Here is an 18805-nt window from a genome sequence, read left to right as displayed (position 1 = left end):
CCTTTCTTCAAGGGTAAGATGTGAATAATGCGACATAATTCAACTCCGGGAAGGGATGGATAATGGAACATTGTCACATCTTACTTCCGTTTCAGATAGTTAAAAAGTGTCGCACTTCATACTTGGACCTAAGAAATTAAAAATTGGTTTATATCTTTAAAAAATCTTTCAGATGATTCCAGTTTAGAGTTTATTGAACCAGAATTGCGGTTTTTTTATAGTTATTTTGAGCAAAAATTATATATATATTTGAGTTATTCATTTTTTCCACAAAAAATACAGAATTATACTAATAAAGACTACGTATCTGTGAGCTTTAATGTTGAAAATAAAAGGCTTTTAGATAGAAATATAAATCTGTTAGAACAATCTGTTTTAAAGTATCCGGTAAGATAAAAACTTGAAAATTTAGATATTTTCCTGATCGTTTACTAGAAGAAACATTAGAAACATTAGAAACATTAGAAACATTAGAAACATTAGAAACATTAGAAACATTAGAAACACAAGAAACTCGCTTTATCTGGATGGGAATGCAGATGATTGAGGAATGACAAGCACAATCACAAGGCGTTTCGCCGGCATTGGCTTCGGAACTCATCGCTAAAAATATCCATCCTGATCAATATATTCCAAAACCGAAAGAATCGCTCTATCGCTATATCTATCGCCCTGATGGTAGTTATGAACCATTAGCACAAATTCGGAAACTCACGGCGGAAGAGCGAGAAGCGGCGCAAAAAAACAATCCTCATTACCGGCAAATCCCCGATGATCGCTTGCCGGCAATAGAGGAATCTTCGGGCGAAAAATCTCATAAAACCGATGAAATCCGCTATTACCAAAACCATCTCAACGGCGCACCGGAAGAACTAGTGGATTCCGCCGGCAATATTCTCTGGGCAGAAAACCCCACGGCGTGGGGACAAGATCAGTATGATGTGGATAGCATTCGCAAAAACACGCATCAACCAATTCGCTTCCAAGGACAATATCGAGATGTAGAAACGGGTTTACATTACAACACATTCCGCTACTATAATCCTCACTGCGGAAGATTCATCAACCAAGACCCCATCGGCTTAAACGGCGGATTAAACCTCTACCAATATGCACCAAATCCGATAAGTTGGATTGATCCTTGGGGGTTATGCAAAGAGCCTAACAAAAAAACAAGTTATGAAGCAGAAAGTAGACGGGATGCATTGCGACAGGCGAAAAGAGATGCTGAAATCCCTAATAACCAACAGCCTAAAAGAATTTATAAATCTGATTTAGAAGATGGGTATGGTAATAAAGTTTTTAATGAAAATCATGAAAAAATAACAACTCGGAACTATGAATTTGTTGATAAAAAGGGGCAAACAATAACTATACAAGAACATAGTTTAGGTCATAATAAATCCACTATAGGTCATGGTAAAGAACCACATTTTAATGTAAGAGATAGTAATTTAAGAACAGGACACGTGAAAGGTACACACGGACATTATAATTTTTAGAGGAAGCATTTAGATGATTGATTTTTTTAATTATGTTGGGAATAATTTTTTTTTAAAAAAAATATATCCAGATGGAATAAAAAATGTAGGGTTACAAAAAATTGTTTCTCAAGTAGAGCATCCCGTATGGTTTTATTTAAATGTTTATGATCAACCTGTCATAGAAATTAAAAAATATGGGGCTTGGGGGAAGGATTACAATGGTTTAATATTGGAATTCACTATTCAATCTTTAAAAAAAACCGTATTTAATAATTTGTATAGAAATAACGGGGATAGTTGTTTTTTTGAATTTAATATTACAAATGATTTATTAAACCTGAATTTATTTGGTCAAGATAAAGAGCACTCATGGAATGCTGAAATTATCAGTGATGATGGTTTTATATTTCAAAGTGCATCTCCATTTTTAATAAATAAAAACTCTTTCTAGAAAATGGGGATATTTTGAGTATTTACGGATTAAACGGCATTTGAATATAGTGGCAATGGGCAATTAACTACCGAATATGATGCGCTTGGGCGAATTCAATCTCATCTGTATGACGATATTGCGCCCAATCATCCGCTCAATGCCGGTAATGGCGCACGAAAAAGCACTCTGCAACGGCAGTTTAGTTACAATGCACTCGATGAATTAACGGAGCTAACTGATTCTCTCAAGGGTAATCGCCGGTATCGTTATGATGCCGAAGGGCGTTTACAAAGCTGCTTGAGCGGTGCTTTTCCCGATGTGAAAGGTGGCGGTTCTTGGGAAGGTTTTAGCTATGATCATGCCGATAATATCCTCAATCATTACGCAACTAGTTTCTCGGTGCACGAAGAAACTGTTAAAACTAACCGAATCAAAGATTATAATGCCGAACTCTATACTTACGATGAATGGGGGAATTATCTCTCGGTCTATAACGGGCAAAAACGCCGAGGATTTCGCTTCAATGCCGAACATGTATTAATCGGATCGAGCGGAGAATATCGTGGAAAACACTACTCTGCGGAATATGAATATGATGCGCTTGGTCGCCGGATTGGGAAGAAGGTCAGCTATTTTGCAGATCGTCTACAAGAAGAAACGTTAGAAACGCAGGAAACCCGCTTTATCTGGATGGGAATGCAGATGATTGAGGAGCGACAAGCGCAATCGCAAGGCGTTTCGCCGGCATTGGCTTCAGAACTGATCGCGAAAAATATCCATCCTGATCAATACATTCCAAAACCGAAAGAATCGCTTTACCGTTATATCTATCGACCTGATGGTAGTTATGAGCCATTAGCGCAAATCCGGAAACTCACGACAGAAGAGCGAGAAGCGGCGCAACAAAATAATCCTTATTACCGGCAAATACCCGATTATCGCTTGCCGGCAATAGAGGAATCTTCGGATGAGAAATCACTCAAAACCGATGAAATCCGCTATTACCAAAATCATCTCAACGGAGCACCGGAAGAACTAGTGGATTCCGCCGGCAATATCCTCTGGGCAGAAAACCCCACAGCATGGGGACAAGATCCCAAATTCGCAAGAGCGAAATTTGATCGGCTTTAGCCGACCCGAAGGGCGAACCACATGGATGTGGTGAGTAGTATGATGTGGATAGCATTCGCAAAAACACGCATCAACCAATTCGCTTTCAAGGGCAATATCGAGATACAGAAACCGGTTTACATTACAACACATTCCGCTACTATAATCCTCACTGCGGAAGATTCATCCACCAAGACCCCATCGGCCTAAACGGCGGATTAAACCTCTACCAATATGCGCCCAATCCGATAAGTTGGATTGATCCTTGGGGGTGGGAAATTGTTTCGAATAGACCATTACCTAGAGATAAGCATGGTAACCCTGTTCCTGATGTTGACGCTCCTCATACACAATTAGGATCTAAAAGTTCACGAAGAAATGGGAACTATCAGCAAGCTAGAGAATGGGGATATGATGCAAATGGAAAATTAGAAGTAAAAAAAGATATAGATTTTACAGACCATGGTAGACCAGAACAACACACTAATCCGCATCAGCATTCTTATGAGAATAATGAAACAGGGGGGTCTAAAAAACGAGGTAGTGCTCAACCTTTGAAAGATTGTTAGAATTTAATAGGATAAAACAGATGAAAGAGCTTTTAGGAGAATGGAACTTAAGTACTGATTTTTATTCAGTTCTTAAAAAGAATATTCCAAGTAACCAGTGGGACTGGTATCTATATGAATTGGTAGGGACGGTCAATAGCTTACCTTCAGGGGTAAATAGCATCATAGAATTTGAAGAAAATATAAGAGCTTCAGATTATGGTTTGAAATTTTCTTGGAATGATATATTAAGTTTGGCCCTACGATACACCGATGTTCAATGTTGTATATTAAATGCTTCATCTATTCCAATAAGATATAAGGATATTAAAAAAAATAAAGGATTATACAGTTATATTTATTTTGAAATATTCGATAGTACTAGTTGGAAGCTAGTCGATTTTAGGTAGTCTCATTTTGAAGAAATTATAATACCGAATATGAATATGATGCGCTCGGTCGCCGGATTGGGAAGAAAGTTAGCTACTTTGCCGATCGTTTACAAGAAGAAACATTAGAAACGCAAGAAACTCGCTTTATCTGGATGGGAATGCAGATGATTGAGGAACGACAAGCACAATCGCAAGGCGTTTCGCCGGCATTGGCTTCGGAACTCATTACGCAAAACATTCATCCTGATCAATACATTCCAAAACCGAAAGAATCGCTCTATCGCTATATTTATCGCCCCGATGGCAGTTATGAGCCATTAGCACAGATTCGGAAACTCACGGCAGAAGATCGAGAAGCGGCGCAACAAAACAATCCTCATTACCGGCAAATCCCTGATTATCGCTTGCCGGAAATTTTCAAAAAAGAATCCATTTTCGCACAGTTTAATTCTCTATTTAGCGATATAATATCCGGACGTTGTGAATTTAGGATAGAAAGAAACGCATATGAAAATTGATTTAGAAAGTTTGGGTTTAGCGCATTTAATGGAATTACAGGAAAATCCTGCTGGCGATTCGGCATCAGAAGGGAAGCTTCCGGCAAAACCGCAATTTTCTAATATGATCTATTTGGATTATGCGGCGACAACGCCGGTGGATCCTGCCGTGATTGAAGCGATGGTAAGTAGTATGGAAACGGATTGGGCGAATGTGAGCAGTCCACATGAGCTTGGGATTATTACGAAGCAAGCCGTGGATGCGAATTTAGAATCTATTGCGAAGCATTTTAATATTGCATCAGATGAAATCATGATTACAAGCGGTTCAACGGAATCGATTAATCATGTGCTAAAAGGCGTTTGTCATGCGCAGAAAAAGAAAACGATTATCACTTCGACCATTGAACATAAAGCGACTATTAATACCGTTCAAGCATTGATGAAAGAGGGGTATCGCGGTGTTTTTTTAGCGCCGAATGCAGATGGATTGATTACTGCTGAACAACTGGAATTGGCGATTACCGAAGATACAGCGATCATTTCTCTTATTTGGGTTAATAATGAAACGGGCGATAAATTGCCGGTAGAAGCAATTGCAAAAATTGCTCGAAAGCATAAAGTTCCTTTTCATGTAGATGCAACGCAGGCAGCACCGCATTTTCAATTTGATGCGTCACAATTCGACTTGGTGAGTTTATCGGCGCATAAATGTTATGGGCCAAAAGGATTGGGTTTACTGTATCGTCGGAATTTTCCAAAATTGCCGATGACATCTTTGATTGATGGCAGTGGCGGACAACTTTCGCTTCGTGCAGGAACGATTCCGAATGAGGGAATTGCCGGCTTTGCGAAAGCGCTGGAGATTATTCGTGAAACTTGGGTGGAAGAACGTCATCGTTTAGCGCGATTAGAGAGCTTTTTATTGAAGCGATTATTACCTTTTGGTGTAAAAGTGAATAGTGGCAAGCTTGAAGGCGAGCGTGAACCGGGCGTTTTAAATCTCTATATCCCTAAAGTGCATGCCGATACATTAATGGCTTTAACGCCAAAGCTTGCGATTGCCAAAGGTTCTGCCTGTAATAGCGATAGCTCATTGCCATCTTATGTATTAATGGAAATGGGTTATGATACGGCTCGGGCACTATGTTCGGTAAGAATGAGTGTCGGGCGTTACACTACGGAAGAAGAGATTTTCGCTGCCGGCGAAATGCTCGCTTCGGCAATTGAATTTGTTCAAAATATTGCTGATGGAAAGTCTGCGAATTGGTACGGCGAATATGATCTTTATAATTCCTATATCGCTTCTATTTTAGAACCTGATTTTGTTGAAAGTAGTGAGCTAACGATTGATTCAGTGCCATTATTAATCATAGAGAAAGAGCATTTTTCATTGTCCCTTTATGGCGAACTAGAAGCAGTTTCAGCGGATGATGGGAAAATGTATCGTTTTAAAAACCTTGCCGGAAAAGCATTTGGTGCGCCTTACTACTTATCACTCTTTAATGATCTGATGATTGCTTTGAGAGATGAATCGATTACGGAATCGGTATCGTTAGAAAAGTTGTTAGGTGCAAAAACGCCGGCAAATTATTTGCGAGACACGTTGTTTATTGAGAAATCATTGAAAGAGTTATTAGCGAAAGCGTAATTTCTCATGATTGAGAGTTCACAGATCTTTAAGCTGAATTGGAACGTGAAGAATGATGCTTGAAACACAGCTGATTTGTGGCGGGAGGGAATGCTTGCAAGCTTTTAAAGAACGTGCGCCCGCAGATTGAGAGCTGAAAGGCGTAGTATTAAAAATACAAAAAATGAATATAAAAAATCCCGCAATGAAGCGGGATTTTTATTGTGCGATTATTCGCTTGTATCTATTTTATGAAGATCTCATGATTCATTACAAAATAATGAAATAAGGATCAGATAAAATTAACGGCGATTTTTGTTTGCTGCGATACGTAAACGAAGTGCGTTCAATTTAATGAAGCCAGCTGCATCTTTTTGATCGTATGCGCCGCCGTCATCTTCAAATGTTGCGATATCTTCGTCAAAGAGTGAATCATCAGACTTACGACCAACGATGATCACGTTACCTTTGTAAAGTTTCACACGAACAACACCATTTACGAATTTTTGTGATTCGTCGATCATTGTTTGAAGCATTTCACGCTCAGGGCTCCACCAGTAACCGTTATAGATAAGGCTTGCGTATCTTGGCATCAACTCATCTTTAAGGTGTGCAACTTCACGGTCTAAAGTGATAGATTCGATTGCACGGTGAGCTTTAAGCATGATTGTACCAGCTGGTGTTTCGTAGCAACCACGTGCTTTCATACCAACATAACGGTTTTCAACGATATCAACACGGCCAATACCATTTTCGCCAGCAAGTTTGTTTAATTGTGCCATGACGTTTGCAGGAGAAGTTTCAACGCCGTCAATTGCAACGATGTCACCTTGACGATATGTTAATTCAACATATGTTGGTGTATCAGGAGCCTGTTCAGGTGAAACTGTCCAGCGCCACATATCTGCTTCTGGCTCATCCCATGGATTTTCTAATGATAAACCTTCATAAGAGATATGAAGAAGGTTTGCATCCATTGAATATGGAGATTTTTTACCACCACGATCAATTTCGATGTTGTGTTTTTCAGCGTAGTTGAGAAGTTTTTCACGAGACATTAAGTCCCATTCACGCCATGGAGCAATAACTTTAACGCCTGGTTTAAGTGCGTATGCGCCAAGCTCAAAACGTACTTGGTCATTACCTTTACCAGTTGCGCCGTGAGAAATTGCATCTGCGCCAGTTTCGTTCGCGATTTCTACTAAACGCTTAGCGATTAATGGACGAGCGATTGAAGTACCAAGAAGGTATTCACCTTCATAGATTGCATTTGCACGGAACATTGGGAAAATAAAGTCGCGCGCGAATTCTTCACGCAAATCATCAATATAGATCTCTTTTACACCGAGCGCTTCCGCTTTCTTGCGTGCTGGCTCAACTTCCTCACCTTGACCGATATCTGCTGTAAAAGTTACTACTTCACAGTTATATTCGTCTTGTAACCATTTGAGGATTACTGAAGTGTCTAATCCGCCTGAATATGCGAGAACCACTTTATTGATTTTTTCCATTACAGTCTCCTGTCGACTTTTGGGATAAAAAGATTATTTTCTAAGTTCAAAGAGATCTTCCACTTGGGGAATGCTCTCTTTATCGGTGATAAATAGGATGAGATGATCATTTTGCTCGATAAATGTTGAAGGCTCAATTTTCATGACTTTTCCTCGGCGAATAAGTCCGGCAACCACCACATTTTCTGGCCAGCGGATTCCTTCTAAGGATTTTCCAACGATTTTTGAGGTTTCAGCATTTCCGTGAGCAATGATCTCCATAGCTTCTGATTCGCCTGAACGCAGAGAGTATACCTGAACAATATCTCCTTTTCTAATGTAAGTGAGGAGTGTGCTCAAAGTAACTTGCTGTGGCGAGAATGCGAGATCAATATTTGACTCTTCTTCGATCATTTCTAAGTAGGAGGATCGATTTATGAGTGCCATTGAGAATTTGGCACCCAATCTTTTTGCAAGCATTGCCGACATGATATTGGTTTGATCATCGTTCGTTAATGCGCAAAAAACATCTGTATTTTCAATATTTTCTTCAAATAGAAGCGCTTCATCGGTGCAATCGCCGTGAAGAATAAGGCTTCTATTGAGTTTTGAGGCTAAGTTATTCGCGCGATCCGCATGTGCTTCAATTAACTTAATATGCGCAAATTTTTCCAGAGTTTCCGCTAAAGATGCACCAATGTTACCACCACCGGCAATGGTGATTCTTTTAGCAACACGTTGCTTCGCTTGGAATTGTTCGATCACTTCTCTTGCATCAGAACGAGCGCAGAGGAAATAGACTTCATCGTCTTCTTCTAAGATGGTGTTTTCATCTGGTAAGAATTCTGTACCTTCACGGTAGATCGCTACATAATTAATATTGAGGTGGCGCGTACGGCGTTTGATTTTTGCAAACCTACGACCATAAAGCTGTGAATCTTTCTCAACGCCCATTGATACAATCAGCGCTTCGCCTTTAGAGAAGCGAAGGACATCCAGTGCACCGGGAAGCTCGATAATATTTTTAATATAGTTGGTGATGAGCGTTTCAGGACTGATCACAACATCAATATGGAATGTGGAATCGAGCTTATTGCCGAAAAGATCGCCTTGATGTAGGTAATCTTGAGATCTAACACGGGAAACTTTCAATTTAATGCCGAAAACGCTATGTGCGATTTGGCAGGCAACGATATTGACTTCATCGCTAGAAGTGACGGCAATAATCACGTCCATACTTTCTGCGCCGGCTTCTTTTAGAATCACGGGAGAAGCTGCGTTACCACGGATGGTACGAATATCATAACGCTCTTTTAGCGCTGCAAGAGGCTCATATTGATGATCAATAATCGTGATATCATTTTGAGCTTCTTTTGATAAAACATGGGCAACGGTCGAACCGACTTGTCCAGCTCCTAAAATCAGAATCTTCATTACGTCATTGTGCCTTATTAATAACACGGCAATAATACCGCAAATGATCGTAAATTAGTACCTTTTTCTTTGTGAGGTGGCTTTTAATTTTAGGCGCTATTTTGTAAAGACTTTCATATGTGCTCATTGATGTTTTTTCAGGTTTATGGTATGATTTTGTCCTTAAATTATCAGGTAACGTTCAGTTAGAATGTCCATCTATTTGTTAGAAGTGGTATTCTATATGGAAATTACTAATCTTTGATCATTCAAAAGATAATGATTCCTCGTTAGGTGAGGTTCCTATATGGTCGGAAGCTGTTACCCAGAAATGTCGAGAGACACCAATGGGTCAGCAGGAATAATCGAATTAAGGTTATTTCTAACACAGTGAGAGTGAATGCTAATTCCCATGTTTTCAAAAATGTGAATGAATCATGAATTCTAGCCATATAGTGCTAAAGTTTTTACGAAGGAGGGGCCTTAACTGCGATTATGTCGAGTTTTTGGTTAAGGCAACAATGAATCTATTTTCATGAGTTTTTTTGAATCCTTATTGCAATCGTCGATTGTGAAAGAGTGCGCGAAAATCAAGAAAAAATAGATTTAAGAAACATTTATTTTGAGATGAAATCTGTCCTTTACAATAATTGCGATTTTTGCGAGAAATACTCTGATCGAATATTCATAAATTTGGATCGTCATGATTCATTTATGAATGCTACTTTGAGTCTATTGCAATCTATTTAAATGGGCTGAAAATCTCTTTTGCATCTGCTTTGCACTTAAATGTCCTTCAAAAGCGCCAGCTTCTCCTATATCCACATTAGAAATCATCATCTCTTACTCTAAGTTCATAGGAGGATGTTTATGATTCAACATCAAGACGTGCAAAAATCCGAGCAATATGCAGAAGAAACAGTGGGATCATTAATGGATTTCGATTATATCTGTGTGCCGGAAACTTATACGGTAGGGGAAGCATTTCAATATCTGAGGAAAAACGTTTACGACAAAGCTAATATTCACTATAGCTATGTGATCGATTCTTTCGGCGTGCTAGTCGGCGTTTTATCGTTACGAGAATTATTAGGATCTGATGAAAATAAGATTTTGAAAGATATTATGTCTTCAACATCACTCAAATTAGATCATAATCTCGACCAAGAAAAAGCTGCAAAAATATTCCAAGATTCAGACCTAGTGACATTGCCGGTCATTGATAGTGACGGGCGAATGATTGGGGTGTTGCACGTGGATGAAATGATGGATGTTTTGCAACAGGAAGCCACAGAAGATATTCATAAAATGGCATCTATTTCTGTCGATGAAGATGAAGAAGTGAAAGGTTTACTGGAGTCTTCCATGGGTTGGCTCTATAAAAAGAGAATTGGTTGGCTTGTGATTCTTGTTTTTGTGAACCTGCTGTCAGGTGCCGGCATTGCGAGCTATGAAGATCTTTTAAATGAACATATTTATGTCGTATTCTTCTTGCCACTTTTGATTGCAAGTGGTGGAAACACAGGTTCTCAATCCACAACGCTTGTAATTAGGGCGATGGCGGTTGGGGATGTCACGATGCGAGATTGGCGAAAAGTTTTCATGAAAGAAGCGATGGTCTCTTTTGCGCTCGGATTAACAATGGCAGCAGCAATTGCCGTGATTGGTTATTACCGAGGCAGTGATTATGGCGTTGGTATGGAAACGGCAATTGTCATTGCATTATCGATGGTCATTGTCGTGATGTTCGGCGGGCTGTTAGGAGCGATTATTCCCTTTGTCTTTAGACTATTAAATCTTGACCCAGCAACAGCAAGTACACCGCTCATAACTTCTATTTGTGATATTGCCGGCGTATTTATTTATCTTGGTATTGCGAGTATGTTCTTGCAGATATGATCGTTTGGGTAGAGTTGTAGTAGGAATGCTTTAAGATTGTAAGAAATATTGAAAAGTTGAAAAACATTCCTGAAAATATTTTCAGTAAGAATTCTGTTATGATCGGTAGAGATAATTCTGCCGATCATTTTTTATGAGTTTGGTTTTTTTGAATGTTTAAATGTTTAGTTTGTTGGTGAATGATAGGAAAGGGGATCTTTGTGAAAATGCCGAATTTTAAGTTAGATAGCATTGAACGTTACGGCACGAAGCAGAATCTATCTGTTGCGCTACTGGGATTCTCTTCCGGCATCCCTATTTTAATGACGCTCACAACATTGTCGTATTGGCTCTCTACATTAGGTATTGATAAAGATACTATTGGGTTAGCGACTGTTTTGGGATTACCATATGTATTGAAGTTCCTTTGGGCACCATTTTTAGATTTATTCCAATTACCGATTTTAGGAAAACTGGGTCTACGGAAAGGCTGGATCGTCTTTTTTCAAGGCATGATTGCACTAATACTTATCATGCTCTCTTTCATAAATCCGAAGGAATCCCCTTACTTGTTGGGGGTTTTGATTTTTTCATTAGCGACAGCTTCGGCTAGCCAAGATATTGTAATAGATGCATATCGTATAGATGCATTGGATGAAGAGAATCAGGCGTATGGTGCGAGTAGTTATATGTTTATGTATCGTATTGCGATGCTGTTTATGGGTGCCGGCGTTTTAATGCTATCAGATTTCTACTCATGGTCTTTTATCTTTCTAATGATCGCGGTATTAGTGATTGTGACTCTTATATTAACATTATTTATTCCTGAAAAAAATGAGCTGAATAATGAAGATATGGCAGAGAAAAGAATATGTGGCAATTCCTTTCAACATTTTATTGAGGGATTTGTGCAATTTTTCACTCGAAAATATGCACTGTTTTTTCTATTATTAGTGATTTTTTATAAGCTTCCGGATGCAGTTTCTAATGTGATGGTAACACCGTTTTATCATGAGATGGGTTATACTGGTGCACAGATTGGAGCGGTTTCAAAAATTTATGGATTAGTGGCAGCGCTTCTTGGTGCATTTTTAGCGGCGGCGATTATCAATATCTTGGGACTTTATAGAAGCTTATTGATCTCGGCGATATTAATCGGTGTGACGAATTTGGGGTATCTGCTGATTATCTATTTCCCGAATATTTCAGAGGTTGCCGGAGAACCCAATACGCCAAGTTTACTGATGCTGATGATTGCCATTAGTGCTGAGAACTTTATTTCAGGCTTTTCGAGTGCACTTTTCATTATGTTTTTAGGATTACTTTGTGATCGTAATGCATCGGCAACGCAATATGCGCTGTTGAGCGCTTTAGCAGCATTGGGAGTGCGAGTGATCGGAGGATCATCGGGTTTTCTGGTGGAAGGTTTAGGTTGGGAAAACTTCTTTGTCGGCACTGCATTTCTATTCATTCCGAGCGTATTGTTAATTATTTTCCTTAAAAAACAGATTTCGGTATTGAAAGTTTTGAGTTAAATCATCGTTTCATTTTGCAATCTATCATCTATAAATAGCAATAGATTGATAACTGGTTGATTGGTAGGTTTTTTAATAAATTTTGTTAATAAATAATTAATTGGTAAGAAAGAAACAAGAAAAAAGCATCTCAAGTTAGAGATGCTTTTTTGATGATCTTTGAAAAAATCGGAAAATCGTTTATGAATGACTTAGTCGATTTTAAAATCTTCTGCAACGAGATCTTCTAACGTGAGTTTGAGAACATCGCCTGTTGAAAGCTCGCCAACACCTTCCGGCGTTCCTGTATAGATTAAGTCGCCTTCAGAAAGCCCATAAACTTGCGATAAATAACTCACAATCTCGGCAATCGGATAGAGCATCATGCTGGTATTACCATTTTGTTTTAAAACGCCATTTTGAGTGAATGTGAAAGAGATATCTTCGGCATCATTAATTTTATCTGCGCTGATAAAATCACTCACAATCGCAGCACCGGGAAAACCTTTACATTTTGTCCAAGGCTCGCCTTTGCTTTTGATGGTATCTTGTAGATCGCGTGCTGTTAAATCAAGGCCAACGGCATATCCGCCAACAACAGAAAGCGCTTCACTAGGTGCTAAATTACGAGCATCTTGATCGATATAGAGCACAAGCTCCGCTTCATAATGGACAGAATTTGAAAACTCCGGCAATGTGATGGTATCGCCAGCTTGCGCAAGTGCTGATGTTGGTTTTAAAAATACTAATGGCTCAAGTGGCGTTTCATTGTTCAATTCTTCAATGTGTTTCGCATAGTTACGACCAATACAGAAAATGTTCTGAATTGGAAGCTCTTGATGATCTAATGTAATAATTTTTCTCGCCATCGGGAATCTCCTTTGATGATGTGTTTATATTTAAAATGGGTTTTTATAAGACTTATAATTGTAAATATTAATGATACTACTTCATTGTGTTTACTCTTTTCAACTCTTCAAAAGAGCGTTGAGTGATCGTAAGAGATCTATTTCTCATGAGTTTGCTGTGTAAGAGTTTCATATTGCTTATTTTAATGTTGAAGAACGTTGAAGTAATAAATAATAGAAATAATATCTATGAGTAAAAGGATTGCGAGATAGATAAGTTCTAAAGAATTAAAGACCTTTTCTGACACATTATTACGGCGTCTTGTCCAGATATAGAAAGGAATGCCGATAGTTAATAAAATGGGCATTAAGATGACATACTCAATTTTGCTCACATAAGCCATAAAGACGCAGAAAAAGATGCCGATGGCGCCTGTGATGCAAGCTAACCATCTTCCTTTCGCGCGATATTTTGTGAATTCTCCCGTAACGCCTAATTTTAGCAAATATGCTGTTGAGCCTAGATAAGCTGGCAAGACTGCAATAGTTGTGATAGAGAGCATTGTGAGCCACGCATTATTTGCAAAGTACACAAGTACGAGCGTAGCTTGCATCACTAACGTGCTGAGTATTAAAGAGAAAGATGCGGCATTGTTTTTATTGGTTTTTGCGAAAAGCTTAGGGAAAGTACCATTTTTTGCGGCAACCATGGGAATTTCAGCGCAAATCATGGTCCAAGTTAACCAGCTCGAAAGAATGGAGATAAGGACCCCGAGATTGACGAGTATTTCTCCCCAATTCCCAACAATTTCTTGCATTACGCCGGAAGTAGAAGGCGTCGGAAGCAGACTTAATTTTTCTTGGGATAGTACGCCAAATGGGAGAACTGAGATTAAAATACAGATAAAGAGAGATAAGATAAATCCCCATAAAGTCGCTTTACTAATATCTGCTTTGCTTTTCGCTCTTCCTGATAATGCTACCGCACTTTCAATGCCGATAAAGCACCAAAGAGCGACGTTTAAGGGCGCAATAATTTGATGATAGAGAGAGTTGGAGGTTTCAGTTTCTGTTGGAAGAGGGGTAGTGCCCCAGAAGTTGTCATTAAATTGAGCAGATTCAAAAAAGTAAACGACAATGATAACAAAGATACAAAGGGGGATGAGTTTGGCAATGGTTCCAATAAAATTCAGTAACCCTGCGACTTTTGTGCCGGACTGCACTAAAATATTAAATCCCCAAATGAGAATGGAAGCGCCAATGATAGAAGCAATATTATTGCCACCTGTAAAATCTCCGGGTAAAAAATAATTAAGGACATCCATTGCCATAATGGCGAACGCAACATTACTAAAAATTGTCATGAGCCAATATCCCCAAGCGACAATAAAGGCAATAAAGTTGCCAAATCCTTCTTGGGAGTACATGTAGATACCAGCTTGTAGATCGGGTCGGATATCTGACAATGTGATAAACGTTTTTGCAATAAAAAACACACCAAATCCCGTGAGCGCCCAAGCGATTAAAATGGGGCCTACTTCCGATGTGGCAGACATATTTTGGGGGAGACCATCTACGCCACTTCCAATCATAGAACTTACAACAATCGCGATTAGCATTGCTAAGCTGAGTTTTTCGACAGTTTTAGGTGCCTTAGATGTATTGTTTGGGGTGCTCATGCTATTCCTTATTACAAAATAATTTTAATATATCAATTAATGTAAATTATCATATTATTGTATATAAATATTTAATCAATGGTGTTTCTGTCTATAAGTTAATATTCTTTAATGTCATTGATATTTTGTTTTTCGTAAGTTATTTCATTTTATGCTTTTATTATTTTAATTATCCCTAGATAAGAAATAAGGATTAGAGATCGTTAAAGTTAACGACTTTTTGACGAGAGAGTGAAAATTATTAAAAGTACTGTTATTCTATTCAGCGGTAAGACAACCTCTACCATTCATGATTAATTATTAAAAATTGATGCATTCACGATTTTTAATATTTGTATTAGGTCTATCGTAGTGCCTAATATTAGGTTTACATCATCTGGTGAAGCCTGAAAAATCTTAAAAAGATTCTCCTCTACGCAGGTTTTATTTAACAATAATCAAAACCTCAGTAGAAATATGAATGCGGTAAAAGTGAGTAGTATTAAAAGTGCTTTATCAAGATCATCATCAATCTATAAAATTTATTGATAAGCTTAGTGAAACGGTGTTTAAAAAGCATTGAAGAGACATGTAAAAGGTATTCAAAACCTGATTTGTCGTGGGATATTCCATAATTCAATTAGTTTATTCATGAAGTCAATATCTCAGTATTTCAGTGGGTTGGTTTAGCGGATAATGATGACTCAACGATTCACTGAGAGGAGATATCGGAACACACATTTTTGCGCAATTTATATCAATATTTGGGATTCTATTTTGCGGTAGATGTATGTTAAAGATTAAGTATCTTTTAGTAAATATCACAGTTAAATACACTAGCAAGTTAATTCAAAAAAATAAGGTCAGCCGTTTTATCAATATTTTCTTAATATCCTCTTGTTGAAGTTTAGTGGATGCATAGGAGAAAGTTTGGATGAAAATGGTGACAACATTTATACGGAGAGCAGAGGGAACAACATGATTCAGGATCCAAAGTATCGATCACATACATCAACACAGGGACGTAACATGGCAGGCGCGCGATCTTTATGGCGTGCAACGGGAATGAAGGATGAAGATTTCAAAAAGCCAATCATTGCAGTCGCAAACTCCTTCACACAGTTTGTGCCGGGACATGTTCACCTGAAGGATCTCGGTCAAATGGTTGCGCGTGAAATCGAAGCTGCCGGCGGTGTTGCGAAAGAATTTAATACAATCGCCGTAGATGACGGTATCGCAATGGGGCATGATGGTATGCTTTATTCATTACCTAGCCGTGATTTAATCGCAGATTCCGTAGAATATATGGTCAATGCACACTGCGCGGACGCGTTAATTTGTATCTCGAACTGTGACAAAATCACGCCGGGAATGCTCATGGCATCGCTTCGTTTAAATATTCCGACAATCTTTATCTCAGGCGGTCCGATGGAAGCTGGGAAAGTGACTTGGGATGGCGTAGATATGAAGCTTGACCTTGTGGATGCAATGGTCATTGCTGCAAGTAATGATGCAGATGATGCGAAAGTATCTGCCATTGAAAGCGCAGCATGCCCAACGTGCGGATCATGTTCAGGGATGTTTACTGCAAACTCTATGAACTGTTTAACAGAAGCATTAGGACTTGCATTACCGGGGAATGGTTCACTTCTTGCAACCCATGCTCGCCGTAAAGAGCTCTTCTTAGAAGCGGCAAGAACCATTGTGAAGATCACGAAAGATCATTACGAAAATGGGAATGATGCGGTTCTTCCAAGAAATATCGCAAACTTCAATGCGTTTGAAAATGCGATGATGATTGATATCGCAATGGGCGGATCGTCCAATACCGTTCTGCATCTTTTAGCAGCGGCACATGAAGCCGGCGTTGATTTTACGATGCAAGATATTGATCGCTTATCTCGTCAAGTGCCACATTTATCGAAAGTATCTCCTTCAACAAGCCTTTATCATATGGAAGATGTCCATCGTGCCGGCGGTATTTACGGCATTTTAGGCGAGTTAGATCGTTTGGGAATCCTCCATACAGATCAGCCAACGGTTGCGCATTCGACGATGAAAGAAGGGTTAGATGAGTGGGATATCGTGCGTAATGACAAACATCATGATTTCTATAAAGCAGCGCCGGGTGGCGTTCGTACGACAGAAGCCTTCTCACAAGATCGTCATTTTGATGAATTAGATTTAGATCGTGAAAATGGTTGTATTCGTGATGTTGAGCATGCATATAGTCAAGATGGCGGTATTGCGATTCTTTATGGAAACTTGGCGGAAGATGGTTGTATTGTTAAAACTGCCGGCGTTGATGAATCGATCTTAAAGTTTGTCGGTAAAGCGCGCGTGTATGAGAGCCAAGATAGCGCAGTTGCCGGCATTTTAGGCGATGAAGTGCAACCTTGGGAAGTGGTGATTATTCGCTACGAAGGTCCTAAAGGTGGTCCTGGAATGCAAGAGATGCTCTATCCAACGTCTTACCTCAAAAGTAAGAAGATCGATGCGCAATGCGCACTGTTAACAGATGGTAGATTCTCAGGCGGCACATCGGGTTTATCTATTGGCCACGTTTCCCCAGAAGCAGCAGATGGCGGATTAATCGGACTTGTAGAAAATGGCGATGAAATCATCATTGATATTCCAAATCGTTCGATTCATCTGAATGTTGCGGATGAAGAGATCTCTAAGCGCCGTGCAATTCAGAGTGAAAAAGGCTTTGTGCCGGCAAAACCACGCCCACGTAAAATTTCCAATGCATTAAAAGTCTATGGAGCATTGGCAACTTCAGCGGCATTTGGTGCGGTAAGAGATGTTTCTCGCTTAGATAAATTAAAGTAATATGAATGGCTTATAACTTTTTAATGAAGTTTGAGTAAAAATGAGTCTTTTAGAGGCTTGTCTTATTTTAAAAATAGATTAGAATTGTTTCTCTATTCCTCGATAGCTCAGTTGGTAGTAGCACTTGACTGTTAATCAAGGGGTCCCTGGTTCGAGCCCAGGTCGAGGAGCCAGAATAGAAAATCCCAAGTAAGCAATTGCTTGGGATTTTTTCTGTCTGTAAGATTTAAAATTTAGATAGAGAAATGAGCGGTGGGAAATTGAGAATACATATCAGGAAATCGGTTTAGGGCAGTGATCATTTTACAAGTGTAAAATTGAGCTAAATAATTTCAATGAAATGAATCTGTGAATCAATGAATGTTGAACTAAAAATGACGTGAGATTGATGAGATTGGAAGCGAAGAAGATTGGGTTTACCATGGGATTTGCTGAAATTTAACGCTATTTGATATTAATGATTAAAATTTGCACGGATATGCGCTTGTCTTATTTCAAAAATAGATTAGAATTGTTTCTCTATTCCTCGATAGCTCAGTTGGTAGTAGCACTTGACTGTTAATCAAGGGGTCCCTGGTTCGAGCCCAGGTCGAGGAGCCAGAATAAAAAATCCCAAGTAAGAAATTGCTTGGGATTTTTTCTGTCTATAAGATTTTAAACCGAAACAACTAGCGTAATCTCTCCATTATAAATGATGGCAATAATGAGAAACTTGGCATTTGGAATGTGGAATTATTAGGAAAGTATTCTTAGAAAAAAGTTTCTCTGGTATTGATACTTTTAAAGTCTAAGGGAAGGGCGCTTTTAGCTTTTAATGAAATCTTAAATGAAGTTTTATTTTGAAATGATTTCTTTTTATAAAGCATGAATCGATATAATTATTAATCAAATCAATAAGTAATGTATTTATGAAATAGTATGTTTAAAAATTGATCTGTCATGGACTTGTCTTATTTTAAAAACAGGTTAGAATTGTTTCTCTATTCCTCGATAGCTCAGTTGGTAGTAGCACTTGACTGTTAATCAAGGGGTCCCTGGTTCGAGCCCAGGTCGAGGAGCCAGAATAGAAAATCCCAAG

The 18805-nt window shown here is 38.8% G+C and carries 12 protein-coding genes, 3 tRNA genes, 3 pseudogenes and 1 riboswitch; of the genes and pseudogenes, 14 read left to right on the top strand and 4 right to left on the bottom strand.

The features are described 5' to 3' along the window. Positions 1–584: 584 nt before the first annotated feature. The 8 genes and pseudogenes from ACYSN2_RS07995 to ACYSN2_RS07960 all read left to right on the top strand — a co-directional run. Positions 585–917: pseudogene (locus ACYSN2_RS07995) on the top strand (hypothetical protein); the annotation flags it as partial. A 51-nt stretch (positions 918–968) separates the two neighbouring features. Beyond that, positions 969–1502, top strand: a pseudogene (locus ACYSN2_RS07990) (RHS repeat-associated core domain-containing protein); the annotation flags it as partial. Positions 1503–1515: 13 nt separating this feature from the next. Continuing rightward, positions 1516–1935: a hypothetical protein gene (locus ACYSN2_RS07985; RefSeq protein ID WP_461749721.1), complete on the top strand. Its 420-nt coding sequence runs from the start codon at positions 1516–1518 to the stop codon at positions 1933–1935. A gap of 279 nt (positions 1936–2214) precedes the next feature. Beyond that, entirely contained in the window at positions 2215–3048 is an 834-nt protein-coding gene (locus ACYSN2_RS07980) for an RHS domain-containing protein (protein WP_461749720.1), read from the top strand. Positions 3049–3116: 68 nt separating this feature from the next. Beyond that, positions 3117–3299: pseudogene (locus ACYSN2_RS07975) on the top strand (RHS repeat-associated core domain-containing protein); the annotation flags it as partial. Between the two features lie 317 nt (positions 3300–3616). Beyond that, positions 3617–3985 (top strand): hypothetical protein, encoded by a 369-nt coding sequence (locus ACYSN2_RS07970; RefSeq protein ID WP_461749719.1) that lies wholly within the window; start codon positions 3617–3619, stop codon positions 3983–3985. 146 nt (positions 3986–4131) lie between these two features. Beyond that, positions 4132–4485, top strand: a complete 354-nt coding sequence (locus tag ACYSN2_RS07965) for a hypothetical protein (protein ID WP_461749718.1) — start codon at positions 4132–4134, stop codon at positions 4483–4485. Beyond that, positions 4475–6115: a cysteine desulfurase family protein gene (locus ACYSN2_RS07960; RefSeq protein ID WP_461749717.1), complete on the top strand. Its 1641-nt coding sequence runs from the start codon at positions 4475–4477 to the stop codon at positions 6113–6115. The genes ACYSN2_RS07965 and ACYSN2_RS07960 overlap by 11 nt, the downstream gene beginning before the upstream one ends. A 281-nt stretch (positions 6116–6396) precedes the next feature. Here ACYSN2_RS07960 and ACYSN2_RS07955 read toward each other — a convergent pair whose 3' ends face one another. Together ACYSN2_RS07955 and trkA are read right to left on the bottom strand one after the other, a co-directional pair. After that, entirely contained in the window at positions 6397–7605 is a 1209-nt protein-coding gene (locus ACYSN2_RS07955; RefSeq protein WP_461749716.1) for an argininosuccinate synthase, read from the bottom strand. A gap of 33 nt (positions 7606–7638) precedes the next feature. Then, a complete protein-coding gene (trkA, locus tag ACYSN2_RS07950) occupies positions 7639–9018 on the bottom strand; it encodes a Trk system potassium transporter TrkA (RefSeq protein WP_461749715.1) in 1380 nt (459 codons plus the stop codon). A gap of 258 nt (positions 9019–9276) precedes the next feature. Further along, a riboswitch (M-box (ykoK) riboswitch) is annotated at positions 9277–9482 on the top strand. A gap of 385 nt (positions 9483–9867) precedes the next feature. On the opposite strand from trkA, the gene mgtE reads away from it, so the two are divergent. Together mgtE and ACYSN2_RS07940 are read left to right on the top strand one after the other, a co-directional pair. After that, on the top strand, positions 9868–10896 hold the full coding sequence (mgtE, locus tag ACYSN2_RS07945; protein WP_461749714.1) for a magnesium transporter: 1029 nt from the start codon (positions 9868–9870) through the stop codon (positions 10894–10896). A gap of 206 nt (positions 10897–11102) precedes the next feature. Continuing rightward, entirely contained in the window at positions 11103–12410 is a 1308-nt protein-coding gene (locus ACYSN2_RS07940) for an AmpG family muropeptide MFS transporter (protein ID WP_461749713.1), read from the top strand. A gap of 191 nt (positions 12411–12601) precedes the next feature. On the opposite strand, the gene ACYSN2_RS07935 is transcribed toward ACYSN2_RS07940, so the two are convergent. Together ACYSN2_RS07935 and ACYSN2_RS07930 are read right to left on the bottom strand one after the other, a co-directional pair. Then, on the bottom strand, positions 12602–13258 hold the full coding sequence (locus tag ACYSN2_RS07935) for a fumarylacetoacetate hydrolase family protein (RefSeq protein WP_461749712.1): 657 nt from the start codon (positions 13256–13258) through the stop codon (positions 12602–12604). Between the two features lie 182 nt (positions 13259–13440). Continuing rightward, positions 13441–14916: a basic amino acid/polyamine antiporter gene (locus tag ACYSN2_RS07930; protein WP_461749711.1), complete on the bottom strand. Its 1476-nt coding sequence runs from the start codon at positions 14914–14916 to the stop codon at positions 13441–13443. A 957-nt stretch (positions 14917–15873) separates the two neighbouring features. On the opposite strand from ACYSN2_RS07930, the gene ilvD reads away from it, so the two are divergent. The 4 genes from ilvD to ACYSN2_RS07910 all read left to right on the top strand — a co-directional run bounded on the left by ilvD (position 15874) and on the right by ACYSN2_RS07910 (position 18788). Next, entirely contained in the window at positions 15874–17727 is a 1854-nt protein-coding gene (gene ilvD, locus ACYSN2_RS07925; protein WP_461749710.1) for a dihydroxy-acid dehydratase, read from the top strand. A gap of 96 nt (positions 17728–17823) precedes the next feature. Next, positions 17824–17900: transfer RNA gene (locus ACYSN2_RS07920), tRNA-Asn, on the top strand. 350 nt (positions 17901–18250) lie between these two features. Next, positions 18251–18327 (top strand) — tRNA-Asn (locus ACYSN2_RS07915). A gap of 384 nt (positions 18328–18711) precedes the next feature. Then, a tRNA-Asn gene (locus ACYSN2_RS07910) sits at positions 18712–18788 on the top strand. Positions 18789–18805: the final 17 nt, after the last annotated feature.

It is taken from the genome of Ignatzschineria sp. LJL83, from assembly GCF_054871845.1.
The sequence above is the reverse complement of the archived record's forward strand: the minus strand, read 5'-3'. Positions and strand labels throughout refer to the sequence as shown.